Raw genomic sequence first — 26672 nt, 5'->3', positions numbered from 1 at the left:
ATCACCCTCTCTTATATGGTCGCCTATCTCCGCTGAGCTTCAACCTACGCATCCAGCGCAGCTGGGGCATCCGCCTCAAGGTTTTCTTCAGAATCGGCGAGGAAACCTTGGATAGAGGATCGAAGCCGCTGCCTTGAATGGCATCTCTGCCGGAATGCTCCCTCTACCCCGTTTGACGAAGGGATATCACTCCCACGGAGCTGAGCGCCGATTCCCGGCTGTCGCCCTAGGAAGATGCAAGGTTGCTCCCGGGTACATCGCGAAGCTCGTGATCGCGCTGCGCTGCATGGCCTAGATCAAGATCATTCCACTCCACGCTGGCAATGAGGGCATTCAAGAATTTTGCTGCTGCCTTTCGCTCTTCTACGTTGAGCCCATCCACGGCAGCCATCATCCGCTCATGCATCTGCTGCAAAGTTCCGCGCACTTCGGTGTCGCTGTACTGCGTCGGGATAATGCCTACCGATCTACGGTCGGCCGGATGCATGACACGTTGGGCATACCCGTCGCGGCACAGCCGATCGATCAGGGCTGAGACCGAGGCATTGGAAATACCGAGTTTTTCGGCGAAATCACGCTGACGAGGCACTTCGCCCTTCCGGTGCGCTCCGAGCAAGAAGCGCAAAGCTGTCATGTCGGTCTCGTTCATCCCCATGGATCCGCGGGTATTGGCGCGCATGTTCCGCTCTGCGTCGCGATAGCGGCGCATGAGGTTCAGCAAGTCAACGGCCTCCGGGGCCGACTGGCCGTCACCATACCAATATCCACTTGACTCATAGTGACTCATGAGAACTCCTTTCGTCGGATACGAGCACAATGCCCGATGAACTTGAGGGCCTTTCGCTCCACGCTGTTAAATTCCAGCTTGCCTTTTCTGAAAAAAATAATGTAGCCTATCTAATAGTTAGCCAGTCTACATATATTCTACTACGAAACACTGACCAGTGCCGGAGCACAAGATGAAAGAGCATTTAGCAGTTTCCGCAGATACAACTAGTACAGGCAACAAGGCGTGGGCGGCGAGAATGCGGGACACAGCATTCTTCGGGACCCAGCAGTGCGAACTCAAAAGCACAGTGCACTCGGCGTTCTGCACCATCCAGGGAACCCCGGAAAAGCTGGGAGTCAACCTTACGTGCACCGCAAAGAGCGAAGAACACGTCACCGCGCTCATGCAATACGTGAACGACACGCTACTGCCTCAGATGGAGCAGGCTCTAGGCATCCAGTTCGAAGTGCGAAACCTGCAGTTCGCGGTGGCCGGCCGAGAAAATCTCTTGCCGCAACCAGAACGCCTCCAGGATTCCGGCAACGCCGACGGCTGGTTGGACGATCCTTTCGCGACCCCGGCCCTAATGGCCACCGAGGGCCTTCGGCCAAAGGGAGGCGATAGGCACACAGATTTGAGCATGGCCTAGGGCACCACCGTGGCCACTATGGATCACTCGATGGTCCACGCAGACAGGAACGATCGATGAGGCGCAGGCGCATCGCACCGGGTCCTGGGATGAACCATATTCACTGAGGAATGCAAGAAGGGGAAGTATCTAAAATGCCAGGCCGAATTGCTAGAACCCAGACCGCCATGAGGGTCGCTGATTTTCTCGCCACCCGTGAGGGCAAGTCCCATTTGACTTCGTACGGCTGGTCACCAGGCATGCCCATCGTGATGGCCCGCTCCAGCGAATCGCTTAATGACGTGATGGCGATGGTCTCCATCCACGGACGAGCAGTGCTGGTCGCCATGCTCGATTCGCGCAGCGACGAGTTGCGCATGCTCCACATCACCACACCGCAATCGGCGCTGCGCGTCGTTGCCCCTTCCCCTGCCACGGTCACCATCGGAGAATTCTTCGACCGTCTCAGCTCGGTGACAATTGCCGAATTCCGCGTGAAGTACTGGCAAAACACTGCCGTAGCCCACGTTGTCCCTTCTTGCCACGCCATGCAGGCCTCGAGCTTCGCGGGCAAGCGATACCAGTTGCCAGACCCAAGGCAAGCTCTGGCATCCACTGGCGCTGAATAGCCCCCAGGTGAAAAGCCCCTGTTTTCAGACCCCTAGACGAGAGCTGCCGCTTGTGTATCACCGGACGTAATCTTCCTTGACGGCAAAGAAGAACGGGGACACTCCTCCATCCTGAACTGAGTCCCCGTTCTGCGTAACTATGCGGAATTTAGACCTAAGATTCCTGGCAGTACGCGCCGTATGCTTTGCTTGCCGCCTTGGGAGCTTCCTTGTCTAACTTCAAGTTGCAGTCGATAATCCCCAGATCAGAATCAGTCCAGGTGGAAAAGCTCAACTGATACAAATTGTCCTGATCATTCTGGCAATGAACACTGAAGTTATAAGTCAGAGGCGTTGCTGCGTAGTACCCCAGAAATCCAGGGGATTGATCAGAGTTCTTGAGCATTGCTTCAATCCCTTCGACATAGGGGAAAGGTTGCTCCTTGATTGCATCCGGCGAGACTTCATCGACAGCTTTCACCACTTCGTCCTGATTATCCCACTCGGGCTGCGGTGCCCATTGGATAGATGATGCAGCTTTCTTGTCGAGCAAAGTTTTACTCAGGTCCTGATCGTAGAACTTGTCAACTCGAATGAATTCCGGTTTGCCCTTGGATTCACCCTCGCTGACCACATACGGACGATCACATGAAGCGACAGGGGCTGAAGTAGGCTTCAAAGTCTCCCCGCTTTGAGCATTCCCTTGGTTCGTGCATGAAGTGACTAATGTTGCTAGGCCGAAAGCAAATGCTGTGATGGCATTTCGCGTCATCTAGCCCTCCTTGTTCTATCAGTACCGAGACTTAGCTAATCCGGCGGGCGATCCTGATGACTGCGACAGGTCGCATTCCACCGTGGCGGTTTCGCGGATGGTACGGGAATTACCGATTCCGCTGGCTTAAACAAAGGCTCCTGAGTTGCCAGAAGCGCAATAGTTCTTCTTCCACTTACCGGTGACTTGAGTATTGCCAGCGGCTACTACGACGTACTTCTTTCGTTTGATCATGGCAGAAATAGAGAGGGTACTTCCACTAGTTCTGGATCCCGAAGCGGCCAGATCTAGTCGGGTATTGGCCTCAAGTTCGATCTCAACCACGATTAAACTAGCAGAACCTCCTACAGAATAAGTCAGCCCATAATGATGGGCACGCCACCCATACCGAGAAAGCATGCGCTGTGACCTACATGGAGCTTATTTCACCCCCTAGTAAATTTTCCGCTTTTTCGAGAAACTCGCGCCTTGTTATCAATTTGTTGTAAATGATGAAGGGTACAATTCTTGAAAAGCAGAATTTATGCCAATTTTTCAGGAAGAATTTTCGTAATTTTCCTGCAGTTGGCGCAAAGCTCGTTGAATCGTAGAAGTGCTGACGCCTAAGATCTTGACGATTTAATGATAGGTTTTGCCCGCAGCTCGGCTTCCTACTGCTTTCGTTTCTGTGCGCGGGTGTTCACTCGCGCGAAGCCAAGAAGATGACCCACGCCTTGAAATGTATCTAAACTTGCAAATCACCGATGGAACTGCCCTATAGATTATGGACCCTCGTTTTAAATTTCTGCATAAAATATTGACCCTTGAGTTTTCAACTGAAATGGCGTGATGCAGTTTCATAGATTTCACTGTGCCAAAAACAGCCGTTTATGAGATGAAGAACAAAGCGCTTCGAAAAATGCCCCAAGTCGTGCTCATTCGACTAAGTTGGCAAGTCGCATGTTTGGCGATACACCGTATTGAATGACATCCGTATAAGGTCCGCCCCCCTCAACGGGCTTTTCCCGGCCGGGGTAAAAGGGAATCTAGAATCTTTGGGAATTCAAAGTGTCGAAAAGGAAGAAGTTATTGTCATGTAGGCCCCGTATTGGTGGACCGGCATACGGAGCTGTTGCTGAAGGCAAGGAATGCATTTACTGATTCCTGTTCCGGGACACCTGCGGATCACATCCGCAATGGGCACGGCACAGAAAATTAGTCCGCCCACTGTGGCAGGATTGGCGAGTGCATACTCACGAAGACTTACTCGCAGTTCACGATGACCAAGTGCGTGGAAGCATAGAAGGCCGCATGCCATCAACGTGGACAGCTGAATGGGACGGTCCGCTTCTGCGGGTGACGACCCCGGCTCAAGGAATCGCCTTTGCAAAGGACTTGGATGTTTTAAGCGTTCCAGAACTGGATTCACTCATTCATCGGTTGCGCGACTACTTCAGGAACCGCGGTCAAGCCGTCGAGTGGAAAACCTATGGGCACGACCGCCCTGACCTCCCCGCACGGTTGAGACTGGCAGGGTTTGAGCCAGAAGAAACTGAAACCGTTGTCATCGGCGACGCAGCAGAATTAGCCGCAGACACTGAGCCACCGCACGGGGTAACCATTCGAGAAACCACTGCCCGCAAAGATTTTGACCGGATCGCCCACATGGCGTCCGAGGTGTGGGGCAAGGATTGGTCGTGGCTGGCTGATGACTTGGCGAGCCGCTGCGCCACTTCTCCGGGCGACGTAGTTGTCCTCGTTGCCGAAGCCGATGGGAAGGTGGTTTCTGCCGCTTGGCTGGTGGGTATGCCCGGAACTGAATTCGGCGGCCTGTGGGGCGGATCCACCCGGGAACAATGGCGAGGCAGAGGCGTTTACCGGGCACTTGTTACCCGCCGTGCGCAGATTGCTCTCGGACGCGGAATGAAGTACCTGGTTGTAGACGCCTCAGCGGACAGCAGGCCTATCCTGCAACGCCTCGGGTTTCAGAAGGTCACCACCACCACGCCCTGGGTTTGGTCGCCAAGAGTGTAGGCAATCATTGGCATGCAGTTCCAGGAACAATTCCATTGATTGATAGCCTGACAGTGAACACCGTCCCGCATAGGGTTCCTTTTGTGGACGTGCAATCACGCGGCAGAGGTCATCCAACTTTTAGAACAGGCCCTTAGCACGGCATGGAATCTCGTCACCTAAACCCAGTATTTGGTACTCCAACCTCAGCATCAGGACCGGCGCTTATTCCTCGGGATCGGGGACGACTCGTGGGCCAGCAACCACTGCGATCGCGTTCGCGTAGTCTTCAAGAATGTCGATGCGAGTCAGGTTCCGGAACTTGACCTTTATCAAGATCTCACTCCACCGCCCGTTTGGGTCGATGCAATGGAACCACATGGACTTCTTCTTCCACTCGGCTATTGAGCCGATCCAGAGCATACCCGGTTTGCGTAGCTCTTCGTGGAAGGTCAAGATAGGCGTAAGGCTAGCTAGTTGGGCCAGGAATGCTTTGGGGCTACTGAGATCGAGATCCTTCGTCGCGGATTGCGGTGGCCATGCCCCTTGGGTGCGCATAAAGGGCAGAAATGTTTTCTTTAGCTTCACCCGGGAGATGTCTCTGGCACGGACGATAGTATTGCCATTGAGATAACCACCATCACGCAGAGAAGCCAGAAGCACCCAATCGTCTGAAATTTCTAGCACGAGGGCCTCTAATGGGTCATTCTCGTCTACACGACGGTGGATGATTACGGGGATTGCCTGCTCAAGTGACATCGTCAAGCGTGCAGCAATCTTGGAGGGCGTCTGATTCATGGATTCTTTTCATCATGCGATCACGCTCCTGTGAGGACATGATCAGGATCCGAATCGCCACCGTTTGTCGCTAACGACCGATTCAGATGATGCGGTCGTTCGAGTACCGATCAAATCCTCTCTCCTGAAAGTGTCCAGTCAAGGTTCCCCTTATGGACGTCGCGTAGGTCGTTATCCTGCGCCACCGGATCTATCAGGAATCAGAGTCTGTCGAAGAAGACTGTGATGCCGAGTGCTCCGGGACCTCGGGATACAACTCTGGCGGTAAGCCCACCGTGAATCCGTCGTCGCGGACGAACGTGCCGCTGATGTCGATCGCTCGAGAGGCGTTATTGCTGCCGTCTGTCAATTGGACGGCAACCCCACTTCCCATCTGTTCTCCGATTATCACGGAGACGTTCTGTGGGGTGATTCCCCGTTCGGCCAGAATTTTCCGCGTCTTGGCGACCATTGCGTCGTCCAGGACTCCGCCCGGAAAAGGCGCGGTCACTCGGCATACGCCGTCCCGATCGGCGGCGTATGCCGCGGACACCAGGTCCCTGCCGGCTTGCTCCAGAGATCCAACTGGTTTATGTCCATCGCAGGTATCGCCCGAATAATCTGGGAATACGGAACACCCCCTCAAGAGGCCTGCGCATATCACCACGCCGACGATGCCCAAGCCAGCTGGATGGTATTTATGCGGGAATCGCATGCTCCGCCCTTCACGTTCGGTCATGCAAACCATTATTGCCGCGGCGTTGCCAGTCGCTGGGCAATCGCTCCGTGTCGCTAGGCGCCGGTGACGACTAGTCGTGTGTGCTCCCGCTTCCTTCCACAAACATCTGTTCCTGGGCGTCATCGAATTGGTTCTTCCAACGGGGAAGGCTCGCAGCGTCTCGATTTGTACGACGGACAGATTGCAAGGCCAGCTTCTCAGAAGGCCCGTGGCTATCCTGCGATGCCTTGACGAAGGTCGAGCGTGAACCCAGGGAACTCAGGAAAATCGCCAACAAAATCAGCTACAAAACCCCAATGATTCATAAAATGAAACAGACTCAGGTGTTGCTTGCCAATCCAAAATCATCGGAGTGGGACGTTCCCTTGCCCAAGCGAAAGCTGACTCCACCAGTGAACGGCCGGTTCCACTTCGGCGGGAATTCGGGGTGACAAACAGGTCATGTATTCGTCACACAGAAAACGAACCTCGTAGCGCACGACCGTAGTCTTGAACTGCGACATATCCATTTAAGGAGTTTTGCTCACTCGCTACAGCCACGAACCAAGTGGGGTCGTGCAGCAAGGAGCAGAAGTGAACTTCGAATTCCTCAAAACTTGTTTCTAGCCCGGGTGCAAACTTATTTGTCAGTTCGTAGACGCGAGCCGCATCCGTCTCTGTAGCTGTTCTGACCGGAGGGTTGTTAGTTGTCATCTTCGCAGCCTGGTGCTTCGTTCTCGTAGATTCCTAGAATGTAATTCACGTATTTATGACCAGTTTCCTCAGCTAGTTCCGAGCGACGTTTAACGACCGCGACATCTGTCCCGTAGAGGGTTCCTTATACGGAACACCAAAAACAATCGTTCTCAGTTATTGGGTGCGCCTTCTATTTGGTGGCTCCTTTACAGGGGCCGCATATGGGCTTCGCATCGCAGGATCGAGCGCATATAAGCCGCCAGCCACCGGCAAAATCAGAAGTGCTGGAACCCATTGGGTGAAAGCCAAGAGGCTTAGAGCAAGTACGAGAACTACAATTGCGGAAATTCTGCTGAACTTTTTCATTTGCATTCACTCCAAGCACTTGGGCAGTTGGAAGTTTTCGGCCTTGTTCCAGAGTGCTAGGATTCTATCTTGAATGGATAAATGAGGTCGAGTCATTTTCTGACAATTCTAATGCGACCGTTTTCTGTCCGAGTAGATTGACAGAAAACCTCGTCAAGGAAACTTGCAACGAAACAGAAATTATCGGCCGTGCACCATTGAGATGATATTCACCGATCATTCGCGTATCCATTTCCTGGAACTTCAAAACGTCGGCTCTATGAAGCATCATTAGGTAGCGGCAACAATGCCGCTACAGAAATCGTATTTGGACTAGTTTCCATCAGTGAAGGGATGCCACATCATGGGTGCTTGGGGAGCGAGTCCTTGGGATAGCGACGGCGCAGCAGACTGGTTCACGGAATTCTTTGAAGGCATTGATGTTGACGCCCGCATTGCCGCGGCTTTGGAGTACGACGATGAGTACGATCAGATTCGCGCTGCCTGCTACATGCTCAACACGATTGGTCGTATCTATGTGTGGCCTGGTGATCTGGAGAAGCTCGAAGAACTCCTTGGACGCGGTATAGAGCTACTTGCCGCAATGCTTGAGTCGGACTCTGAGTTCCGTGAACTGTATGAAGAGGATGATGAGGTAATTGAAGCAGTCGAGAAGGAGCTTGCAGATCTAAAAGAGCGGTTGGCTGATAATACGAGCGAGGAAAACGACGACTAATATGAGCCACCGTTCAACGGCAGGAAAAGTCAGCAAACGCGCAAGGTCCCAATTGAGGTTCCTCATTTCCTCAAGGTGACAGGTAATGGCCAACGGTTGCGCGAGGCACAGGAACATTTCTCTCAAGTTCGCCGTTCGCAAGAGGCCGGAAAATATCCTCAACACTGAACCCCGTATCGCACTGATCCTTGGCTTTCTTTACAGCGTCATCAGCCGGTTCGATATTGCGTCGCCCCGGCTCTGACATTGGGCTTCGTTGCCTCCAGCCCCGCTCTTGCCAGTTAAATCAGGTGGTCCCTTTCAAGAGTGGCAAAAGCAGAAATAACGAGAACGACTCCTTAGTACCTATGGATGCGCCCGACCCACTCAACATCCGACCGGCAAGAACAGAACACGTAACCACCAGCGGACCAACTGATCCAGGACGTCATGTGAAAAATTTGGCTGCACCAAATGGACAGTTCAGGTGAGGCCCCTCCGGCCAGAGACAAGCAAAAAGCCAGGGAACGGGCGTCCCCCAAATCGTGCATCGCCCGTTCCCTGGCTTTTTCAGCTTGATGCTGTAGTGCTACTTCTTTGCCGGTGGCATCAGCACCGAATCAACGAGGTAGACCGTAGCGTTGGCAGTCTGCACTCCACCGCAAATGACCTTGGCATCGTTGACCATCAGGTCATCGCCGCTGCCGCTGATCTTGACCTTGTCGCCTTCAACGGTTTCCAGATCACCCTTCAGATCATCAGGGGTTATCTGGCCGGGGACCACGTGGTAGGTCAATACCTTGGTCAGCATGTCGGCATCCGACACGACAGCGTTAAGGTCCTTTTCTGGGATGGCCTTGAAGGCATCATCCACCGGAGCGAAGACGGTGAACTCATCGCCATTGAGCGTGTCCACCAGGTCGACGTCCTTGTTGAGCTTCCCCGACACGGCCTTCGTCAGGGTGGTCAGCAACGGGTTGTTGGATGCTGCGACGGCTACCGGATCCTGGGCCATGCCAGCAACGGAACCGTCACCTTCGGGCACTGCTTCTGCGTACGCTGCACATCCTGAGCCAACAAGGTTGGCAGCCGGATCCATGGCCGATTCGCTGGCCATTCCCGATTCCATGGAAGAATCCGAGCTGCTCGGCGCCATGCTCGATGCCGAGCTTTCGCTGCTTGGAGTGGACTCGGCGCTGTTGTCCATCGAGCAAGCGCTCAATCCGAACGCGGCAACCGCGGCAATCGAGAGCAGTCCTACTGTTTTGCGCTGCATGGTTTTCATGTCGAACTCCTTACCTGGCGACCCCCGTTGGGCCAGTTGGTTTTCCAAACCTCTTGGTTTGGGTTGTCATAGGGCATTCGGGGCCAGGGATATTCCGGATTGGATTATTTAAAAGTTTTTTTGCCCTCGTATCCGGACCTTGCGATGACAGGCAGCAGCACGCCATGTCTACCGGGGCCTGCGCTTGCCTTGCCGGGACCTCGAACAACCGCCCCTGACTACCAACGGGTCATGATTTCCATTTCAGCCTCGGCAAGCGCATTTCGCCATGAACCTTCCGACCCACATGTGCGCATCCCTCTCCGGCCCTTCCGCCGCTGCCCGCTTCCAGCTGTGGACTTGGCAGGAATGTTATTCCTGCCTATTGACTCATCAGGATTCGGCTCATAGCCTTGTCATAAACTCTTGATATATCAGTTGTCTGCAATTCGTACATTAGGGAGAAATCGTTGATCAGTATCCAGGATCTGTCCATCAGCTCATTGACCGAAGACCTCGCCACCCTTGACCCGGAGGTAGCGCAGCGCATCGACGCTGAACTGGCCCGCCAGCAGCGCGGCCTGGAAATGATCGCCTCGGAGAACCACACCGCCCAGGCCGTCATGCAGGCCCAGGGCTCGGTGCTGACCAACAAGTACGCCGAAGGCTACCCGGGCCGCCGCTACTACGGCGGCTGCGAAGAAGTCGACGTCATCGAGACCCTGGCCATCGAGCGCATCAAGGAACTGTTCGGCGCGAACTTCGCCAACGTCCAGCCGCACTCCGGCGCCCAGGCCAACGCCTCGGTCTACCACGCGCTGGTCCGCCCGGGCGACACCGTGCTGGGATTGAACCTGGCCCACGGCGGGCACCTGACCCACGGCATGAAGCTGAACTTCTCCGGCCGCTTGTTCAACATCGTGCCTTACGGCGTGAATGAAGAGACCAACGTGGTGGACATGGACGAGGTGGAGCGCCTTGCCATCGAGCACCAGCCGAAGATGATCGTGGCCGGCTGGTCGGCGTACCCGCGCCAGCTGGACTTCAAGCGCTTCCGCGAAATCGCTGACAAGGTCGGCGCCTACCTGTTTGTGGACATGGCGCACTTCGCCGGCCTGGTCGCTGCCGGCTTGCATCCGTCTCCTGTGCCTTACGCGCACGTGGTCACCTCGACCACCCACAAGACTTTGGCTGGTCCTCGTGGCGGCATCATCTTGTCGAACGATGCCGAGATCGCGAAGAAGCTGAACTCTGCGGTGTTCCCTGGCCAGCAGGGCGGCCCGCTGGAGCACGTGATTGCTGGCAAGGCGGTGGCGTTCAAGATCGCTGCGTCCGAGGAGTTCAAGGAGCGCCAGCAGCGCACCTTGGCCGGTGCCAAGATCCTTGCTGAGCGCCTGGCCCAGGAGGATGTGGCGGCCAAGGGCATCAGCGTGCTGACCGGTGGCACTGATGTGCACCTGGTTCTGGTTGACCTGCGCAATTCCGAGTTGGATGGCCAGCAGGCCGAGGATTTGCTGGCGCAGGTGGAGATCACGGTGAACCGCAACGCGGTGCCGTTTGATCCACGTCCGCCAATGGTGACCTCGGGGTTGCGCATCGGTACCCCGGCGCTGGCAACCCGCGGCTTCTCGGAGGCAGCTTTCGCCGAGGTTGCAGAGATCATCGCGCAGGCGCTGATCGCTGGTACTGAGGGCAATACCTCGGTCTTGCCGGAGCTGAAGGACCGGGTTCTGAAGCTGGCCGAAGCCCATCCGCTGTACCCGGACCTGGCCAAGGTTTCCGAGTAGCACCATCTTGTGAGGATGGGGGCCCGGACGGCGGAAATATCCGCCGTCCGCGTCGCCATCCATGGAATCCGCGCAGCAGCCCTGCGCCCACTCCCAACCAACGAAAGATCTACACTATGCAACAACTGGCACAACGCCTCGAGCGGCTAGGCACCGAAACGGCATTCAGCGTGGCGCAGGCCGCCGCGGCCTGGAAGGCCAAGGGCAACCGCGTCTACCCATTCCACTTGGGCGACATCAACATCCCCACCGCGCCGCACATTGTCGACGCCATGAGCCAGGCTATTTCCGAGGGCTACACCGGCTACTGCCCGGGCCCCGGCATCCCGCAGCTGCGCGAGGCCCTGGCCCATGACATCGGCTCCCGGCGCGGCATGGAATTCACCGCCGACAACGTGGTGGTCATGACCGGCGGCAAGCCGGTAATCACCAAGTTCCTGCAGGCAGTGATGGATCCGGGACAGGAAGTGCTGTACCCGAACCCTGGTTTCCCGATCTACGAGTCCCAGATCGAGTACCTCGGCGGCACCGCGGTTCCATATAACTACGTGCCCACCGAGTCGGGGTTCGCCATCGACCTGGAGCAGGTGCGCGCCTCGATCACCGAGAACACCACGGCGATCATCTACAACGACCTGCAGAACCCGATTTCCGCCGAATCAACGGCCGCCGAGCGCGAAGCCGTGGCCCAGCTGGCCATCGAGCACGACCTCTGGGTGCTCTCCGACGAGGCCTACTTCGAAACCCGCTACGAAGGGGCTTCGAACTCCATCGCCGCGCTTCCGGGAATGGCCGAGCGCACCGTCATCCTCTACACCTTCAGCAAGAAGTTCGCGATGACCGGCTCCCGCTTGGGCTGCGCCGTGGCGCCGCTTGAGATCGCCCAGGTCATGAGCAAGCTGAACACCAATGACGAATCCTGCACCACCCACTATGTGCAGTGGGCGGGCATCGCCGCGCTGACCGGGCCGCAGGAGCCGGTCCAGGAAATGCTGGACACCCTCAAGGAACGCCGCGACGTCGCCTGCGAGATCGTGAACTCGATCCCGGGATTCAGCGTCGCCGTTCCGCAGTCCACCTTCTACTTGTTCCCGGATGTCACCGAAGCCATGGAGCGCAAGGGATTCACCGACGTCGGCGACTTCGCCACCGCGGCCCTGGAGAACACCGGCGTTTCCTTCTGCACCCGCGAGCACTTCGGCCGCCGCCTGCCCGGCGAGGAGCGCCAGTACATCCGCCTGGCCTACTCGGGCATTGAAACCGAGGACATCCGCGAGGGCCTGGGCCGGCTGCGCGAATGGATCGCGGCGTAATGGCGAAGGTAGTTGTCACCGGGCGGATCCCGGAAGCCGCGCTGGAAAAGCTGCGCGCCGAGCACGAGGTTGACGCGTGGGACGGCGAGCAGTCGATCTCCCGCGAAGAACTGCTGGCCAAGGTGCCGGGGGCCGACGCGCTGGTCACCTTGCTGACCGAACGCGTTGACGCGGAACTGCTGGAAGCCGCTGGCCCGCAGCTGAAGGTGGTCTCCAATGTCGCCGTAGGCTACGACAACATCGTCGTGGCCGACTGCACCGCCCGGGGCGTGCGCGCCACCAACACCCCGGGAGTGCTGACCGAGGCCACCGCGGATATCGCCTTCGGCCTGATCCTCATGGCCACCCGGCGCCTGGGCGAAGGCGAACGCCTGATCCGCTCCGGAACCCCGTGGAAATGGGGCATGTTCTTCCTGCTCGGCTCAAGCCTGCAGGGCAAGACCCTGGGCGTGGTGGGCATGGGCGGCATCGGGCAGGCCACAGCCCGCCGGGCCAAGGCCTTCGGCATGGAGGTCGTCTACCAGTCGCGCAGCGAAATCGATCCGGCGATCGCTGCCGAGCTCGGTGCGCGGCGGGTCGAGCTCGACGAGCTGCTGGCGATCTCCGATGTCGTCTCGCTGCACTGCCCCTATGGCCCGAGCACCCATCATCTGATCGGGGCGGAGCAGCTTGCGGCAATGAAGCCGGAAGCCTACCTGGTCAACACCGCCCGCGGCCCGATCGTGGACGAGGCCGCACTGGCGCAAGCGCTGCGCGAAGGCGTTTTCGCCGGGGCCGGCCTGGATGTCTTCGAGAAGGAACCAGCGGTCCACCCGGAACTGCTGGAGCTGGAGAACGTGGCCCTGGTGCCGCACCTGGGCTCCTCGACCGTGGAAACGCGCACCGCGATGGCGGTGCTGGCCAGCGAGAACACGCTGGCGGTACTGCGTGGCGAGGACCCGGTCACCCCGGTGAACTAGGCGCCGTCCCCGCGGGACAACGCAATGGAACGCAACAGCTTGAGGACATCGGTGTCGATGTCCTCAAGCTGTTTAAGCAAGCGCTCCCGCGCAAGTTCCTGAGCAAGACCTGATTGCCATCCTTCTGCCTTGATGGCCATCATTTAGGCTGGCGTCATGACGGACAAGAGCAGCATTGATACGACACAGCCCTACCAGCTGGTGCTTTTCCGCGATGATCTGCGGACCGTGGACCACCCGGCCCTGCTGGCCGCCAGCGAAGCCGGACCTGTCGTTGCGCTGTATATCCTCGATGAGCAATCTCCCGGGATCAGGCCCCTGGGGGCCGCGGCACGCTGGTGGCTGCATCATGCACTCATCAGCCTGCGCGCATCGCTTCAGGAGCTCGGCATCCCGCTGGTCTTGCGCCGTGGAAACAGCGTGCACATCATCGAGGAAATCACGGGCCACGGTGCCTGCGCCGCAGTGCACTGGAACCGGCGCTATGGCCAGGCTGAACGCGCGGTGGACACCTTGATCAAGGACCACGTGCGCGCGGCGGGACTGCACGCGCAAAGCCACGCCGGCGCGCTGCTGCATGAGCCCTGGGAACTGCTCACCCAGTCGGGTACCGGCTACAAGGTGTTCACCCCGTTCCACAATGCGCTGCGCAGCACCGAGATCCGCCAGCCCCATCCCGCGCCCCAGCCGCAATCCCCTCCACACGTTGAACTGCCCGGCAGCGATACGCTGGCCAGCTGGGAACTGCTGCCCAGTTCGCCCGATTGGTCCACCGGGCTGGCGGATGCCTGGACTCCGGGAGAACCCGCCGCCCAGGAACGCCTGGCCGAGGTGCTCGGCAATATCGCGCAGCACTACGGCGAGCGCCATGACCGCCCGGATCTTGATGGAACTTCGGCGCTTTCCCCTGCGCTGCGCTGGGGCCACCTGAGTCCGCATCAAGTGTGGCAAGAGCTCAGCGCCCTCGCCAGCAGCACTGCGCCTGCGGCTGAAGGCGCCTTGGCCTTGCGCCGCCAGGTCGCGTGGCGGGATTTCTGCTGGCACCTGTACTACCACCACCCGCAGCTGCCCACCGAGAACTTGCGTTCCGAATTTGACGATTTCGATTGGGCCTGGCCCGATGATTCACCTCGCGCGGCCCATTACACGCGATGCTGGCAACGCGGACGCACGGGATTCGGCCTGGTGGATGCCGGAATGGCCCAGCTATGGCAAACGGGATGGATGCACAATCGCGTGCGCATGGTGACCGCGAGCCTGCTGGTCAAGAACCTCGGGCTGCACTGGAAAGTAGGCGAGGAATGGTTCTGGGATACGCTGGTCGACGCGGATCTGGCCTGCAATACGGCCAACTGGCAATGGGTCGCGGGCAGCGGAGCCGACGCCGCACCCTATTTCCGGGTCTTCAATCCGCAACTGCAAGCCAAGAAGTTCGATCCGTCGGGAACCTACGTAGCCCGCTATGCTCCGTTGGCGGTCGAGCCAGTGGTGGATCTGAAGGAATCACGGCAAGCGGCCCTCGAATCCTATAACCACATGAAGTCCCGGCATCGTCCGGACTCCCCGGGTACCGATAGCTGATCATCCGCCGCCTGCCTGGATCCAGACCATCGCCAGCGCCATGACAGCGGAAACCGCCGCATCATTGATCTCCAAATCAATGATGCGGCGGCCCTTTGGGCAGTAACCGATCAACAGATCCCATATCACCACGTCATCGGAAACGCCCAGTCTTTTCATCGCTGCGCCTGGCACCGGCCGTTCCAGCACACTTCGCGGCCCGGCGGGCTGGTTTGCCCGCCAGAACCGAACCCGAACGCTGGCGTACTGCTACCGGCGTGTGCTCATGGGTTCTCCTCTCCACATGATCGACTCGCAAACTTTTGCAGCGGCCTGCACGGCATGCCAGATGAGCAGCGCTGTGGTCACCGTGCCCACTCCCCCGGGTACCGGGCTGAGCGCGCGCACCTTGGGCTGGACCGAAGCCGCGTGCACGTCTCCGACCAGCTGTCCTTCTTCGTCCACGTTCGTGCCCACATCGATGACCACCGAGGAGTCGGCAACTTCTTCTGCGGTGAGCAGGTTGGCACGGCCAACGGCCATGACGGTGACGGCCGCGGCCTTGGTGAAATCGGCCAATTGCGCGGTCCGGGAATGGCAGATGCTCACCGTGGCATCGCGCTGCAGCAGCAGCTGGGCCAGGGGCTTGCCCACCACGGCAGAGCGCCCCACCACTGCCACATGCTGGCCCGCAAGCGGAACCCGGTAATGCTCCAGGATCTCGATGACCGAACGCGCGGTGGCCGGGGCGAAGGCTGGCTGGCCCACGCTGAGCCGGCCGAGGCTCAGCGGATTGGCTCCATCAATGTCCTTGGCAGGATCGATCAGCTGCACCAGAACCGCTGGATCCACGCCTTCGGGCAACGGGGTCTGGAGAATGATCCCATGCACGGACTCGTCCTCATTCAGGGCCGTGATGGCCGCCGCTAGCTGCTCCTGGCTGGCTTCAGGCATCTGGAGCACCTGGCATTCAACGCCCTGCTGGGCCGCGGCTCGCTCGATGGAGCGCACATACCACGCGGTGGCCTCGTTCTTCGTGGCCAGCAGGACCGCTACCTTGGCCGTGAAGCCGTCGCGGTTCAGATTTTCAACCACGTGGGCGGTTTTGGCGCGGATCTCGTCGGCCACCGGTTTTCCGCTCAAGCGCCGAGCCGTCATGCCGACACCGCCGAACGAACTGCGGCGCTGAGCTCTTCTGCGTGGTTGATCATTTCGCTTGCCCGGAGGGTGGCTTGGCTCAGCCGTTCGCGCTCGGTTTCATCCTTGATGGCGGCGATGTTCATTTCCAAGGTGGCCAACGCGGTGCCTAGCGCAGCGCGGGCAGACTCCGCCGCGGCAGCCACGTCGCTGCGGACCGAGCGGTTGCCAATCGGCAGCAGTTCCTGGGCCAGCGTGATGGCCGCGGACGCCAGGTCGACGGTTGAAACCAGCGGGGCCGCGGCTTCGATGGTGGAGTGGCCGATGGCATTGCGGCGTTCGGCTTTCTGCTCCTCGGTGTCCTTGGGCAAGGCGTAGGCGGCACTGAGCAAACCGAAAAGCCGCTCATCTTCCTGGGCCGCAAACAGCGCGTCGCGCATCAGCTGCTTGGCATCCTTGGCGATAACCTGGGCCTGTTCCTGGACCTCGGCGTACCGTGGGCCGGAGGTGAATTCGGCAACCATGGACACCAGCGCTGCAGCTTGCGCAGCGTGCAGCGCGGCCGCGGCACCTCCCCCGGGCGCTGGGGCTCTTGAAGCGAGGCGCTCAAGATAACTGCTGACAGTTTCGGTAGTGATCATGGGAATTTTCCTCGCTCAGAATTCGCGGCAAGACAGTCCAAGACCAAGGGAATTCGGCAGTTTTCGCAGCGCTTCAGGTTGCCAGCATGTGGGACGCGCGAATAATTCGCCGGTTCATTCCGCTTAGTATCCACTTGGTATATCAGTTTATATTGAAGCCTAGAACACCACTAGGGGCGGGTCAAGGTTTTTCTGCCATCCCGTCGCACCAGGTAATTTTCGGCGCGCTCCATGCAACGAGGAGACCCGGTCCCCGGGCCCAGCTGCTCGCGCTAGTCAATCCAGGTCTTGCCCATGTCGACCAGCAGCGTCTGGAACGCATTTTCTGCCGGGGCGCGGACTCGATCCCGGCGCTGGGCCAGAACGACGCTTCTGGCAGCGGCGCCCGGGCCCAGTGAAAGGATCTTGACCCCCGGGTGCGGATTCATGACCGCCGACTGCGGAGCCAGCGCGATGCCCAAGCCCACCGACACCATGGCCTGGGCCTCCTGGTAGTCGTTGGCCTGAAAGGAAATCTTCGGCGAGAATCCAGCGGCGTTGCAGGAGCGCTCCAAGAGCTCTGCCACAGGATGCATATTGGCCCTGACGATCCACTGCTCGCTCGCGGTGACAGCCATATCCACCTCTTCGAACTGCGCGAGCGGATGATCGGCGCCGACCACCAGCACCGTTGGCTCGGTGAAGAGCGTGGTGAGCTCGAAGTCGGCCCGGTCCAACGGCATCCATTCATATTCCCAGAGCAGGCCGAGCGAAATCTCTCCGCGCGAGAGCAGTCCCATTAGTTCCTGCAAGCGGGTACTGCGCACATCCAGCTTGATCGAGGGATAGAGCTTTCGGAATTTGCTGATCACCAGCGGCAGGAAGGAGCTGCCGAGGGTTGGAAACGTGCCCAGGCTCAGGCTGCCGCTTTTCAGGCCAGCCAGCTGGTCCAGATCGGCAATGGCCGCGTCCATCTGCCGCAAGATCGAGCGGGCATGGCCGGCGAGCACATGCCCGGCATCGGTGGGCACCATGCCCCGGGCGCGACGCTGCAGCAGCGGCTGGCCCACTTCTTCTTCCAGCTTGCGCAGCTGCTGCGAAACACCCGATGGGGTGTAGAAAAGCTCGTCGGCCGCGGCGGTCACCGATCCGCCCTCGACCACAGCGAGCAAGATTTGCAATCTTTTGATATCAAGCACAGCGACATCCTTCAGTGGAACTTAACTACACTTCAGAAAGCTTACACTTCATGGATTCTCTTGAATACGTTGAGCGGCCCGGGGGATCTTTTCGCTTATCCGCGTCGCCTGGACCAAGAATCCTGCCCGTAATTTCAATGATTTAAGCATTACTTCAATATAATGCATTTCTTGTAACTACTAATAAAGTAACTCTTCACGGATCATCGATAGCAGGTTACGTGTCGGCGATCACATCTATCGGCGGCTCGCGGTTCTCGATAGATTGGTTCAGCCCAATGAAACACACAGTTAAGGCGACTTGGATGCGCGGGGGTACCAGCAAATGCTGGGTCTTCGAGCGAAGCGAACTCGACGTCCCGGGATTCACCACCGATGAAGTCCTGCTGAGGCTTTTCGGTTCCCCCGACCCACGCCAAATTGATGGAGTCGGCGGCGGCAGCTCAACGACCAGCAAGGCAGTGATCCTGTCTCCCAGCGACGAACCCGGCATTGATGTCGAGTACACCTTTGCCCAGGTCGGCATCGACCAGGCGGTCGTCGACTGGGGAAGCAACTGCGGAAACTGCTCCGCGGTCATCGCGCCCTACGCACTCAAGCGCGGCTGGGTGGAGCCCGATCACGGCATCCTCACCGTGCGCATCCGCAATACCAACACCGGTCAGATCCTTATCGAGCGCATGAATCTGGACAGCTCCCAGGTCCCGGTGCTGATCCCCGGTGTTCCGTTCCCGGGCCAGGTGGTGGACATCGGATTCCTCGATCCCGCCGGTGCCACTACCGGCGCGCTGTTCCCCGACGGCCAGGAGCTGTCAACGCTGAGCGTTCACGACGAGGACACGGATGCCCGAAGCGAAATTTCCGCCACGCTGATCGACGCCGGCGCCCCGCTGGTCATCATCGATGCAGATGCCGCGGGACTTGGCGCGATCGGCTTTGGCGACTGGCTCACCGAGTCGATCACCGAAATGCCGCGGCTGGAGCGCATCCGCCGTGCCGGCGCCGTGGCCATGGGCCTGGCGAGAACCGAAGCCGAAGCGCAGCGCGCCATCCCCAAGCTGGCCATTGTGGCCGCCGCCGAGCCAGGCGGCAATGCGGATACCAAGGTCATGATGCTCTCTATGGGAGCACCGCATCCGGCGCTGGCCATCACCGGCAGCATCGGGCTGAGCATTGCCGCGCACCACCCCGGAACGCTGATCGCCCAAAAGCTGGCCAGCGCCCCGGACGGCGAGCTGCGCCTGCAGACCCCGGCGGGGCTGCTCACCACCTGGCAGCGCCAGATCGACGGGCAGCTGGCCGTGGGCACCACCCGCACCGCCCGCGAACTGGCCGACGCGACCCTCAGCTTTGATCCAATCGGCGATCGCTCCGGCGATCCCACCGTTACCGTGGCCCAGGTCGCGGGGGTGGATGAGCAGCAGCTGGAGCCGGACCCGGAACCGCATCGCCGGCGCACCGTTTTCGCCTCCGTGGCGGCTTTCGCGGTGCTCGGGCTCGGCGCCACCCTCGTGGGCGGCGGGCTGTTGAATCCTCCGGCCACCACGGCCGACGGCGATTACGCCGGGGAAACACTTCAAGTGGTGATCCCGCTCGCCGAAGGAGGCGGCACCGACACCTGGGCCCGCTTCGTCGGCCAGGAGCTGGTCCAGGATATCCCCGGGGAACCGGGATTCGCACCGGTGAACGAGGCCGGAGGCGAAGGCATCACCGGAAGCAACCGCTTCGCCTCCTCGGCGGCCGATGACGGCACGGAGCTGCTGGTGAGCACCGCGACCACCGTGGTCCCCTGGGTGCTGGACCGCCATGTGGTGAAGTACTCCTTCAAGGATCTCGAACCGGTGCTGGTCAACGGCACCGGCGGGGTGATCTATGCCCGCGCCGCCGCCGGGGTCAAGAGCCCCAAGGACCTGATCGGTCGCAAGAAGCCGCTGGTCTTCGGCGGCATCACGGCCACCGGCCTGGATCTGACCACGCTGGTCGCCTTCGACCTGCTGGAGGCCGACATCTCGGCAACCTTCGGCTTCGAGGGACGCGGGCCGGTGAACCTGGCCCTGCAGCGCGGCGAGGTGGACATCGACTACTCGACCACCTCCTCCTACCATTCGGCGGTCGAGCCCATCGCCAAGGAAGGCTCGGCCACCGTGCTGATGTCCTTCGGGCAGCTCGATGAGCACGGCAATGTCGTGCGGGATCCGAATTTCAAGGACACCCCCACCGTGGTGGAAGTCTACGAGCAGCTGTACGGCAAGGCTCCGAGCGGGCCGAAATTCGAAGCCTACAAGACGCTGCTGGGGTTGACCTACACCTACCAGAAGGGCTTGTGGGCGCCGAAGGATGCCCCGGAAGAAGCCGTGGACCTGCTGCGCAACTCCGCCCATGAGCTCTCGGGCGACAAGGAATTCAACAACAAGGCGGAGAAGGTGCTCGGCGGATATCCCATCGTGGCCGATGAAAACCTGTCCCAGCGCGTCAAGGACGCCTACACCGTGACCGATGAGACCAAGGGCTATGTCACCGCATTGCTCAAGGACTCCTACGGCATCGAACTAGACTAGGGAGGCAGAACAATGCTTGATTCCGCACTGGCCGCATTGGCCTCGCTGACCGATCCGGGCATGCTGCTCATGCTGCTGATCGGAGTGATCTCGGGCCTTGTCATGGGCCTGATCCCGGGACTGGGCGGCACCGCAGCCGTCGCGATCCTGTTGCCCGTGACCTTCGGCATGGAGCCGGCCTCCGCGCTGGCCCTGCTGATCGGCGCCCTGGCCGTGGTCCACACCTCGGACACCGTCTCGGCGGTGCTGCTCGGCGCGCCGGGATCGGCCTCCGCGTCGGTCACCATGCTCGACGGCTACGCGATGGCCCGCAAGGGCCAAGCCAAACGGGCCCTGTCCCTGGCCTTCCTCTCTTCGATGGCCGGCGGCATCATCGGCGCCATCGGCCTGACCCTGGCCATCCCGCTGGCCCGTCCGCTGGTGCTCTCCTTCGCCAGCCCGGAGCTGTTCATGCTCACGGTGCTCGGCGTGGCGCTGGCCGCGGTGCTCTCGCGCGGCAATGTGATCAAGGGGCTGACCGCTGGGTTGGCCGGCCTGCTGGTAGGCATGATCGGCACCGCGCCGACCACCGCCGAGGAGCGCTTCACCTTCGGTTCGCTCTTCCTCGGTGACGGGTTGTCCCTGGTGGCCGTGGCCCTGGGCATTTTCGGCCTGGCCGAAATCGCCTCGCGCGCCAGCCAGCGCCGCGGCGACAAGCAGTCGGTGGAAGTCACCGGCGGCTGGGGCTCGGGCATCCGCGAGTGGCTTGGCCACTGGTCGCAGGTCTTGCGCGGCGGGCTGATCGGCATCTGGGCCGGCGTGCTGCCCGGGGTGGGCGCCACCGCGGGCACCTGGCTGGCCTACGGCCAGGCCGTGGCCACCGCCAAGGACAAGCGCAAGTTCGGCAAGGGCGACCCGCGAGGGATCGTCGGCCCGGAAAGCGCCAACAACTCGGTGGAAGCTGGCGACCTGATCCCGACCTTCCTGTTCGGCATTCCAGGTGGCGTGCCCTCGGCCATGCTGCTGGGCATGCTGCTGACCTACGGCATCCAGCCCGGCCCGAGCATCATCAATGAGCACCTCGACCTGCTGTACATGATCATCTGGGCCTTCGCCATCGCTTCGGTGCTCGGTGCGCTGTTCTGCTTCCTGACCGTGCGCCCGCTTTCCTCGCTGACCAAGGTCCCCTTCTCCATCCTGGCTGCCGGCCTCGTGGTGATCATGCTGCTCGGTTCCTTCCAGGACGGCGGACAGCTCGGCGACCTGTGGGTCATGCTGCTGCTGGGCGTGTGCGGCTGGGTCTTGAAGTCCACCGGTTTCCCGCGGGCGCCCTTCTTGATCGGCTTCGTGCTGGCCATCCCGATGGAACGCTACTACTTCCTGACCGACAGCCTCTACGAAGGCTTCGAGTGGATGCTGCGCCCGGGAACCATGGTGTTCATCGCCATCCTGGTGCTGCCGATCCTGTGGAATGTGTTCAAGTGGGTGCGTGCCCGCCGCAAGCTGGGCGCGGATGACGACCCGAAGTCCGACAGCGCCCCGGATGCCGAGGCACCGCTGAAGAACTCGGTCTGGTCGCTGGGCGCGGCCGCCGTTCTGCTGGTGGTCTTCGCCGGTTCCCTGGTGCTCTCCTCCAGCTACTCCCCCGATGCCAAGCTGGTTCCGCAGCTGGTCGGCTGGGTCGGGGTCATCATGTCCCTGGCCTTGCTGGCCATCGAGATCCGCACCCGGAAGCTGGCCGTGGCTGCTTCGAATCGGATATCCGTTGATGCCACCGCATACCTGGCCGGCGAGGCGGTGATCCCCGCACAGGCGGCCGTGGCCCACGGCGGATCGGGTTCCCCTGGCCAGCAAGCAACGGCCACCGGCCGGTCCATGGCTCCAGCGGCTCCTTCCGGTGGACCGATCAAGGGGTTGACGGGTGCCGCAGGCACGAGCGGCGGCGCCGCATGGGGCCCGAAGTGGACCAGCGAGGCTGCCTTCGCGCTGCGGACCTTCGCTTGGATGGGCGGCTTCCTCGTCCTGACCGCCCTGCTGGGCTACCTCGCGGCGATCTCGATCTTCCTTCCGGCCTTCTTGCTGATCGTGGCTCGCGCCAAGCTCAAGACCACCATCATCTACACCGCAGTGTTCTTCGCATTGATGCTGGCCCTCCCGTCCCTGCTACCCATCGACCTTCCCCAGGGCCTGCTGGCCTCGTGGCTCTGATCCGATTACCACCTAGGAGAATTCCATGGCAATCCTCGCTTGTTTCAGCGATACCCCTGCTGGCAAGGCGGCCATCCGCCGGGCGCTGGCCGAAGCCCACAAGGCCCAGGACTCGTTGTTGATCGCGAATCTCGACCGGGAACCGATTTCCGAGAAGAGTCTTGGCATCGATATGAATGCCCTGCTGGATTTCGGGGTTCCGCTGCAGATTCTGCCGCAGGCGGGCACCGTGCATGATCCGGCCGACTTCGTGCTCCAGGCCGAGCAGGATCATCAGGTTTCCCTGATCGTGCTGGGGCTGCGCAAGCGCTCCAGGGTGGGAAAGCTATTGATGGGAAGCATCGCCCAGCGCATCCTGATCGAGGCGGACTGCCCGGTGCTGGCGGTGAAGGCCCAGAACTGAGACCGGCCCGCCAAGCACAAGAAATCCAGGTCCCATTCAAGGTTCCGCGCCTTTCCGGTTTCGCCCGGGAAGGCGCGGAACCTTTGCCGTGGCCCGCTGGTTCCTGGTGATCGAAGAGACAGGACTTCATCAAAAAACTTGTACAAGTTAATTGTATTCTGTAGCTATGCAATTTTCCCCGGAGCACCCAGACCTGCCGCAGCTTCTCTTTGACGCGCTCTCTCCCCTGCTTGGAATCGTGCACTCGGCGCGCACCCTCTCTCCGGGAAAAATCGGCATCCTCCGGGCCCTCGCGGCAGAAGAACATGTCAGCGCAACGCAGCTGAGCCAATCCATTGGGGTCAGCCAGCAGGCCATCTCGCTGTCCACCAAGGAACTGGAATCGCTCGGGTTCATCGAGCGGCGCAAGGATGAAGCCGATCGCCGCAAGCTGTGGTTCCACCTGACCGAGGCCGGCCATCGGAAATTGGAATCCGAAGTCGAAATGGGCCGCCAGGCTCTGAAGAATGCCATCGGAAATGAGCTAAGCGAAGCGGAGCTGAAGCTCATCCACGATGCGCTTCCGGCCCTGGCAAAAATCAGGAAGGCCGCCCACTGATGAACACCGCAACCACGCGCAATGCGCTGCTTCCCGCACTGGTCTTTGCCGCGTTGGCCACCGCCATCGTTTCCTCCTTGGGCATGCTGCTGGTCCCATCGATTGCTGCCCAATTCAATGTCGACGTGGCTACCGCCCAGTGGATGCTCACGGTGAATTTGCTCGCCGGTGCGGTCGCTACGCCGATTCTGGGACGGTTGAGCGACGGTCCGCACAAAAAGCGGCTGCTGCTGCTTTCCCTGGGCATCATGTTCATCGGATCGGTGCTGGCCGCCGCGGCGCAGAACTTCGAATTATTCTTGATCGGCCGGGCCCTGCAGGGCCTGTCCTACGGCATCGTTCCCATTACGATCTCCATCGCTCGCCGCTACGTAGAAAAGGGCAAGATCCAGCCAGCCATATCAACGCTCTCGGTCACGGTCGCCTCGGGAATCGGCATTGGCTACCCGCTGACCGGAATCATTGCCGGGCTTTTCGACTACAGTTTTGCGTTCTGGTTTGGCGCAGCCTTTGTGCTGGCAACCATCATCGTGGTCTGGAAAGTCGTCCCGGCCGGTCCCGATTCGCAAGCCGAATCCCGCCCCTTTGATTACCTGGGCACCCTGCTGCTGACCCTCGGGCTGGGCTCCTTGCTGCTGGCCATCTCGGAAGGCCCCAAATGGGGCTGGGGCTCGATGCCGATCCTGGCATTGCTCATCTTTGCCTCCATCATCCTGGCGGTGTGGGTCCTGGTCGAAAACAAGTTGGAACATCCGCTGATCAACCTCCGCACGCTCAAGCAGGGCGAAGTGCTCCTGGCCAATATCTCAGCCATTGCGCTCGGGGCAGCCCTGTACATCGGCATGTCCGTTTCATCCCTCGTTGCCCAGGCCGATGAATCCACCGGATACGGGCTGGCATTGCCCGTTTTCTGGGCCGGCTTTGTGATTTTCCCGCTCTCGGTAGGAAGCTTCGCGGCCAACAGGATCGTGCGCACCTTGGCCAAGAAGGTCGGCATTCAAATCATGTTGCCCATTGGCGCCATCATCATGTCCTTGGCTGGAACGCTGTTGTGGCTGCTGCATTCCGAGTTATGGGAGATCCTGATCAGCATGCTGGTCTTCGGCCTTGGCATGGGTGCCAGCTATGCAGCCATGCCGGCACTGATTGCGCGCAGCGTGGCCGTGAAGGAATTGGGCAGCTCGGTGAGCTTCAACCAGGTGCTGCGCACCGTCGGCTCCTCATTTGGCACCGCAATTTCCTCGGCCATCCTTGCCACCCATGCGGGTCTTAATGGCGAAGCCACCCCGAGCGGCATCAACATGACCTTCATGCTCGGAGCGGTACTGTGCATCGCGCTGGGGGCAGCGCTGCTGGTCAATTCCGCCATCCGCACATCGCGCACCACCTATTCGGCTCCGCTGCGCGTCGATTAGTGGAAACTGGCCCGAGCATGCGAAAGGGAGGGAAGAACCGGTGGATCTTCCCTCCCTTTCGCGTGGTCCCAGCCCGGCTTAGAGTTCTACGATCTCGAACTCCATCAAATCCGCGCCCTGCGCTACAGGCTTCTTGCCCTCGCTGCCGGCGTGGGCGGCGCCCGAACGCTGGTCTCGCCAGTTCTCGAAGTCCTCGCGTGTGGCCCACTGCGTATATACGAAATAGCGGTCCTCGCCGCTGACCGGGCGAAGCAGCTTGAACCCTTCAAAACCTGGCGAGGAGTCTACCGACTGCTTGCGTGCAGCGAAGCGCTTTTCCAGCTCTTCTCCGGCCTGCGCAGGAACCGACAGTGCATTGATGACGACAATCGACATGGACAACCTTTCGTGATTGCGCTTCACCGTGGTGGAAGCTTCTACGCCCAGCCTACGCCCGAATTTTCTGCTCCCGCACTTCATGGCGAAGTGCAACAAATGCCGTGCTCCGCTGACTGCTAGCCGGCGTACTCTTCGGGCCAGCAGATCTCGAATCTTTCCAGGATCAGTTCGCCGCCAGGTGCTTGGGTATCTTCCGGGGACCACTCGCGGCCAATGGATTTTTGCGTGCGGCGCCAGAATTTCTCGTGCTCACGCCTCCAGTAGGCCAGGCTCAAATCCCCTTCGCCCTCAGCAGCAGCGAACTGCTCATCAACTTCGAAGAAGCTGGCACGCTCCACGCTGATAATCCGCAAGATTGCCCGGGGCTCCCCCGCCCCGTTGCAGATGATGCAGTGGTCTTCCGGCTGCGGAACGCGCTCGCCATAATAGGCATAGTCGCTGGCCAGCGATGACGTGGCCCTCTTGGTTCCATGCAGAATCTCGTTCAACAGCTCATCGGCCAGCGCCGGGTGATCGCCGAAGGACTCGGCGACATGATGCGGGGCCTGGTCCTCGCTGATATCTCGGCTAGCCAGGTAATCAGCCCACATGGTTGCAGCCGCTTGGCCATTAACCGGTGGAAGTTCTTGAACGGTATTTTCGGTCATGCCTTGATCCTAGGGCGTTGACGCCGGGAACACGTATCCGGCAAATGCAGGTCGCTAAAACCGTGGTGAAGGAAAAATTCCGTCAACTGCCCGGGTCGAACTTGCCCATAGCCGGCTCGGACTTGCGAATCCCGCCAAGCATCGAGTGCACTTCGCGGGTTGGGGCACCGTGATCCGGATCAGGTTCAGCGGCCGTGGTGCTGGGTTGAGCGGCCGCTTCAACAACTGCCTTCTCGACCTTGGCCCCTCTAGTTTTGTGCAGGTGCAGATAGGTTTTGATGCCAAAACTGATCAGGACAGCCAGGAGAATGACTACACAGATCAAGGAAGTGGACAAGACTTCGCCCAAGGACAGATCACTGATTTCTTTGGTGACCAGCGAGGGGGCAGAGTTCGCGTCCATACCTGTTCCTGTCATCGAAAGTAACTGCAGCGCTATCCCCATAGGCTTCCACCCTAAGCCGTGATTGGCGGGCGATTCATGGTTCTCAGCTAATTGATATGGGTTCGTTACGCAAAGCCCATGTGCCAAGTGCTGGATATGGCAAAGCTCCTCCCGATTCACGGCGTTATTCGTGAATCGGAAAGAGCATTGAACAGCAGAAGGCTAGTTCGCCTTGCGGATCG

At 60.0% G+C, this 26672-nt stretch carries 26 protein-coding genes; 13 read left to right on the top strand and 13 right to left on the bottom strand.

Translation table 11 applies throughout. The annotated features are described in order from the left end of the window. Nucleotides 1-226: 226 nt before the first annotated feature. Nucleotides 227-787: a MarR family transcriptional regulator gene (locus tag H6F58_RS00985; protein ID WP_146276835.1), complete on the bottom strand. Its 561-nt coding sequence runs from the start codon at nt 785-787 to the stop codon at nt 227-229. Nucleotides 788-1025: 238 nt separating this feature from the next. Here H6F58_RS00985 and H6F58_RS00980 point away from each other — a divergent pair, with 238 nt between their 5' ends. Next, nucleotides 1026-1418, top strand: coding sequence for a hypothetical protein (locus H6F58_RS00980; protein ID WP_195180874.1), 393 nt, complete (start codon nt 1026-1028; stop codon nt 1416-1418). 167 nt (nt 1419-1585) lie between these two features. Then, a complete protein-coding gene (locus H6F58_RS00975) occupies nt 1586-2026 on the top strand; it encodes a hypothetical protein (RefSeq protein ID WP_244652217.1) in 441 nt (146 codons plus the stop codon). A 154-nt stretch (nt 2027-2180) separates the two neighbouring features. Here H6F58_RS00975 and H6F58_RS00970 read toward each other — a convergent pair whose 3' ends face one another. Beyond that, on the bottom strand, nt 2181-2777 hold the full coding sequence (locus H6F58_RS00970; RefSeq protein WP_195180873.1) for a hypothetical protein: 597 nt from the start codon (nt 2775-2777) through the stop codon (nt 2181-2183). A 1290-nt stretch (nt 2778-4067) separates the two neighbouring features. Between H6F58_RS00970 and H6F58_RS00965 the strand changes: the two genes are divergently transcribed. Continuing rightward, nucleotides 4068-4790: a GNAT family N-acetyltransferase gene (locus H6F58_RS00965; RefSeq protein WP_195180872.1), complete on the top strand. Its 723-nt coding sequence runs from the start codon at nt 4068-4070 to the stop codon at nt 4788-4790. A gap of 204 nt (nt 4791-4994) precedes the next feature. On the opposite strand, the gene H6F58_RS00960 is transcribed toward H6F58_RS00965, so the two are convergent. Together H6F58_RS00960 and H6F58_RS17890 are read right to left on the bottom strand one after the other, a co-directional pair. Further along, nucleotides 4995-5567: a hypothetical protein gene (locus H6F58_RS00960; protein WP_195180871.1), complete on the bottom strand. Its 573-nt coding sequence runs from the start codon at nt 5565-5567 to the stop codon at nt 4995-4997. A gap of 193 nt (nt 5568-5760) precedes the next feature. Next, nucleotides 5761-6285 carry a hypothetical protein gene (locus H6F58_RS17890; protein WP_206693375.1) on the bottom strand — a complete coding sequence of 175 codons (525 nt, stop codon included), beginning with the start codon at nt 6283-6285 and terminating at the stop codon, nt 5761-5763. A gap of 1384 nt (nt 6286-7669) precedes the next feature. Here H6F58_RS17890 and H6F58_RS00950 point away from each other — a divergent pair. Further along, on the top strand, nt 7670-8041 hold the full coding sequence (locus H6F58_RS00950) for a hypothetical protein (protein ID WP_195180870.1): 372 nt from the start codon (nt 7670-7672) through the stop codon (nt 8039-8041). Nucleotides 8042-8609: 568 nt separating this feature from the next. Here H6F58_RS00950 and H6F58_RS00945 read toward each other — a convergent pair. Further along, nucleotides 8610-9305 (bottom strand): fasciclin domain-containing protein, encoded by a 696-nt coding sequence (locus H6F58_RS00945; RefSeq protein ID WP_060702982.1) that lies wholly within the window; start codon nt 9303-9305, stop codon nt 8610-8612. Between the two features lie 449 nt (nt 9306-9754). Here H6F58_RS00945 and glyA point away from each other — a divergent pair, with 449 nt between their 5' ends. From glyA to H6F58_RS00930, 3 genes are all read left to right on the top strand, one after another. Continuing rightward, a complete protein-coding gene (glyA, locus tag H6F58_RS00940) occupies nt 9755-11071 on the top strand; it encodes a serine hydroxymethyltransferase (protein ID WP_280521004.1) in 1317 nt (438 codons plus the stop codon). 116 nt (nt 11072-11187) lie between these two features. Beyond that, nucleotides 11188-12384 (top strand): aminotransferase class I/II-fold pyridoxal phosphate-dependent enzyme, encoded by a 1197-nt coding sequence (locus H6F58_RS00935; protein WP_146276852.1) that lies wholly within the window; start codon nt 11188-11190, stop codon nt 12382-12384. Next, nucleotides 12384-13343: a D-glycerate dehydrogenase gene (locus tag H6F58_RS00930; protein ID WP_195180869.1), complete on the top strand. Its 960-nt coding sequence runs from the start codon at nt 12384-12386 to the stop codon at nt 13341-13343. Before H6F58_RS00935 ends, H6F58_RS00930 begins: the two co-directional genes overlap by 1 nt. On the opposite strand, the gene H6F58_RS00925 is transcribed toward H6F58_RS00930, so the two are convergent. Further along, nucleotides 13340-13486, bottom strand: a complete 147-nt coding sequence (locus H6F58_RS00925) for a hypothetical protein (RefSeq protein WP_195180868.1) — start codon at nt 13484-13486, stop codon at nt 13340-13342. The two genes, H6F58_RS00930 and H6F58_RS00925, sit on opposite strands and share 4 nt — an antisense overlap. Before the next feature lie 13 nt (nt 13487-13499). Here H6F58_RS00925 and H6F58_RS00920 point away from each other — a divergent pair, with 13 nt between their 5' ends. Then, nucleotides 13500-14924 carry a deoxyribodipyrimidine photo-lyase gene (locus tag H6F58_RS00920; RefSeq protein ID WP_195180867.1) on the top strand — a complete coding sequence of 475 codons (1425 nt, stop codon included), beginning with the start codon at nt 13500-13502 and terminating at the stop codon, nt 14922-14924. On the opposite strand, the gene H6F58_RS00915 is transcribed toward H6F58_RS00920, so the two are convergent. From H6F58_RS00915 to H6F58_RS00900, 4 genes are all read right to left on the bottom strand, one after another. Continuing rightward, nucleotides 14925-15098 (bottom strand): hypothetical protein, encoded by a 174-nt coding sequence (locus H6F58_RS00915; protein ID WP_195180866.1) that lies wholly within the window; start codon nt 15096-15098, stop codon nt 14925-14927. Between the two features lie 75 nt (nt 15099-15173). After that, the gene (locus H6F58_RS00910) at nt 15174-16061 is read right to left on the bottom strand and encodes a tetrahydrofolate dehydrogenase/cyclohydrolase catalytic domain-containing protein (protein ID WP_146276857.1); all 888 of its coding nucleotides are present in this window, start codon (nt 16059-16061) and stop codon (nt 15174-15176) included. Then, nucleotides 16058-16681 carry a cyclodeaminase/cyclohydrolase family protein gene (locus H6F58_RS00905; protein WP_195180865.1) on the bottom strand — a complete coding sequence of 208 codons (624 nt, stop codon included), beginning with the start codon at nt 16679-16681 and terminating at the stop codon, nt 16058-16060. Before H6F58_RS00905 ends, H6F58_RS00910 begins: the two co-directional genes overlap by 4 nt. A 272-nt stretch (nt 16682-16953) precedes the next feature. Next, nucleotides 16954-17859: a LysR family transcriptional regulator gene (locus H6F58_RS00900; protein WP_195180864.1), complete on the bottom strand. Its 906-nt coding sequence runs from the start codon at nt 17857-17859 to the stop codon at nt 16954-16956. Between the two features lie 278 nt (nt 17860-18137). On the opposite strand from H6F58_RS00900, the gene H6F58_RS18055 reads away from it, so the two are divergent. The 5 genes from H6F58_RS18055 to H6F58_RS00875 all read left to right on the top strand — a co-directional run bounded on the left by H6F58_RS18055 (nt 18138) and on the right by H6F58_RS00875 (nt 25020). Continuing rightward, entirely contained in the window at nt 18138-20417 is a 2280-nt protein-coding gene (locus H6F58_RS18055) for a PrpF domain-containing protein (protein WP_280521003.1), read from the top strand. A gap of 12 nt (nt 20418-20429) precedes the next feature. Beyond that, nucleotides 20430-22604 (top strand): tripartite tricarboxylate transporter permease, encoded by a 2175-nt coding sequence (locus tag H6F58_RS00890; protein WP_146276863.1) that lies wholly within the window; start codon nt 20430-20432, stop codon nt 22602-22604. 25 nt (nt 22605-22629) lie between these two features. Continuing rightward, nucleotides 22630-23007, top strand: a complete 378-nt coding sequence (locus H6F58_RS00885; RefSeq protein WP_060702991.1) for a universal stress protein — start codon at nt 22630-22632, stop codon at nt 23005-23007. A 166-nt stretch (nt 23008-23173) separates the two neighbouring features. Further along, entirely contained in the window at nt 23174-23605 is a 432-nt protein-coding gene (locus H6F58_RS00880) for a MarR family transcriptional regulator (RefSeq protein ID WP_146276865.1), read from the top strand. Next, nucleotides 23605-25020 carry an MFS transporter gene (locus tag H6F58_RS00875; RefSeq protein ID WP_146276867.1) on the top strand — a complete coding sequence of 472 codons (1416 nt, stop codon included), beginning with the start codon at nt 23605-23607 and terminating at the stop codon, nt 25018-25020. Before H6F58_RS00880 ends, H6F58_RS00875 begins: the two co-directional genes overlap by 1 nt. A 78-nt stretch (nt 25021-25098) precedes the next feature. Here the strand turns inward: H6F58_RS00875 and H6F58_RS00870 are convergent, their stop codons facing one another. From H6F58_RS00870 to H6F58_RS00860, 3 genes are all read right to left on the bottom strand, one after another. Beyond that, entirely contained in the window at nt 25099-25395 is a 297-nt protein-coding gene (locus H6F58_RS00870; protein ID WP_060702994.1) for an antibiotic biosynthesis monooxygenase, read from the bottom strand. Between the two features lie 119 nt (nt 25396-25514). Beyond that, nucleotides 25515-26045, bottom strand: coding sequence for an ASCH domain-containing protein (locus tag H6F58_RS00865; protein WP_146276869.1), 531 nt, complete (start codon nt 26043-26045; stop codon nt 25515-25517). A gap of 82 nt (nt 26046-26127) precedes the next feature. After that, the gene (locus H6F58_RS00860) at nt 26128-26448 is read right to left on the bottom strand and encodes a hypothetical protein (protein WP_060702996.1); all 321 of its coding nucleotides are present in this window, start codon (nt 26446-26448) and stop codon (nt 26128-26130) included. Nucleotides 26449-26672: the final 224 nt, after the last annotated feature.

It is taken from the genome of Glutamicibacter sp. FBE19 (assembly GCF_015524875.1).
Taxonomy (GTDB): domain Bacteria; phylum Actinomycetota; class Actinomycetes; order Actinomycetales; family Micrococcaceae; genus Glutamicibacter; species Glutamicibacter halophytocola.
The sequence above is the reverse complement of the archived record's forward strand: the minus strand, read 5'-3'. Positions and strand labels throughout refer to the sequence as shown.

Excerpts from the sequence above, each read along its gene's own strand:
- H6F58_RS00985 (WP_146276835.1), bottom strand. The coding sequence starts at position 787 with ATGAGTCACTATGAGTCAAGTGGATATTGGTATGGTGACGGCCAGTCG.
- H6F58_RS00980 (WP_195180874.1), top strand. The coding sequence starts at position 1,026 with ATGCGGGACACAGCATTCTTCGGGACCCAGCAGTGCGAACTCAAAAGC.
- H6F58_RS00975 (WP_244652217.1), top strand. The coding sequence starts at position 1,586 with ATGAGGGTCGCTGATTTTCTCGCCACCCGTGAGGGCAAGTCCCATTTG.
- H6F58_RS00970 (WP_195180873.1), bottom strand. The coding sequence starts at position 2,777 with ATGACGCGAAATGCCATCACAGCATTTGCTTTCGGCCTAGCAACATTA.
- H6F58_RS00965 (WP_195180872.1), top strand. The coding sequence starts at position 4,068 with ATGCCATCAACGTGGACAGCTGAATGGGACGGTCCGCTTCTGCGGGTG.
- H6F58_RS00960 (WP_195180871.1), bottom strand. The coding sequence starts at position 5,567 with ATGAATCAGACGCCCTCCAAGATTGCTGCACGCTTGACGATGTCACTT.
- H6F58_RS17890 (WP_206693375.1), bottom strand. The coding sequence starts at position 6,285 with ATGACCGAACGTGAAGGGCGGAGCATGCGATTCCCGCATAAATACCAT.
- H6F58_RS00950 (WP_195180870.1), top strand. The coding sequence starts at position 7,670 with ATGGGTGCTTGGGGAGCGAGTCCTTGGGATAGCGACGGCGCAGCAGAC.
- H6F58_RS00945 (WP_060702982.1), bottom strand. The coding sequence starts at position 9,305 with ATGAAAACCATGCAGCGCAAAACAGTAGGACTGCTCTCGATTGCCGCG.
- H6F58_RS00935 (WP_146276852.1), top strand. The coding sequence starts at position 11,188 with ATGCAACAACTGGCACAACGCCTCGAGCGGCTAGGCACCGAAACGGCA.
- H6F58_RS00930 (WP_195180869.1), top strand. The coding sequence starts at position 12,384 with ATGGCGAAGGTAGTTGTCACCGGGCGGATCCCGGAAGCCGCGCTGGAA.
- H6F58_RS00925 (WP_195180868.1), bottom strand. The coding sequence starts at position 13,486 with ATGATGGCCATCAAGGCAGAAGGATGGCAATCAGGTCTTGCTCAGGAA.
- H6F58_RS00920 (WP_195180867.1), top strand. The coding sequence starts at position 13,500 with ATGACGGACAAGAGCAGCATTGATACGACACAGCCCTACCAGCTGGTG.
- H6F58_RS00910 (WP_146276857.1), bottom strand. The coding sequence starts at position 16,061 with ATGACGGCTCGGCGCTTGAGCGGAAAACCGGTGGCCGACGAGATCCGC.
- H6F58_RS00905 (WP_195180865.1), bottom strand. The coding sequence starts at position 16,681 with ATGATCACTACCGAAACTGTCAGCAGTTATCTTGAGCGCCTCGCTTCA.
- H6F58_RS18055 (WP_280521003.1), top strand. The coding sequence starts at position 18,138 with ATGAAACACACAGTTAAGGCGACTTGGATGCGCGGGGGTACCAGCAAA.
- H6F58_RS00890 (WP_146276863.1), top strand. The coding sequence starts at position 20,430 with ATGCTTGATTCCGCACTGGCCGCATTGGCCTCGCTGACCGATCCGGGC.
- H6F58_RS00885 (WP_060702991.1), top strand. The coding sequence starts at position 22,630 with ATGGCAATCCTCGCTTGTTTCAGCGATACCCCTGCTGGCAAGGCGGCC.
- H6F58_RS00880 (WP_146276865.1), top strand. The coding sequence starts at position 23,174 with ATGCAATTTTCCCCGGAGCACCCAGACCTGCCGCAGCTTCTCTTTGAC.
- H6F58_RS00875 (WP_146276867.1), top strand. The coding sequence starts at position 23,605 with ATGAACACCGCAACCACGCGCAATGCGCTGCTTCCCGCACTGGTCTTT.
- H6F58_RS00870 (WP_060702994.1), bottom strand. The coding sequence starts at position 25,395 with ATGTCGATTGTCGTCATCAATGCACTGTCGGTTCCTGCGCAGGCCGGA.
- H6F58_RS00865 (WP_146276869.1), bottom strand. The coding sequence starts at position 26,045 with ATGACCGAAAATACCGTTCAAGAACTTCCACCGGTTAATGGCCAAGCG.
- H6F58_RS00860 (WP_060702996.1), bottom strand. The coding sequence starts at position 26,448 with ATGGACGCGAACTCTGCCCCCTCGCTGGTCACCAAAGAAATCAGTGAT.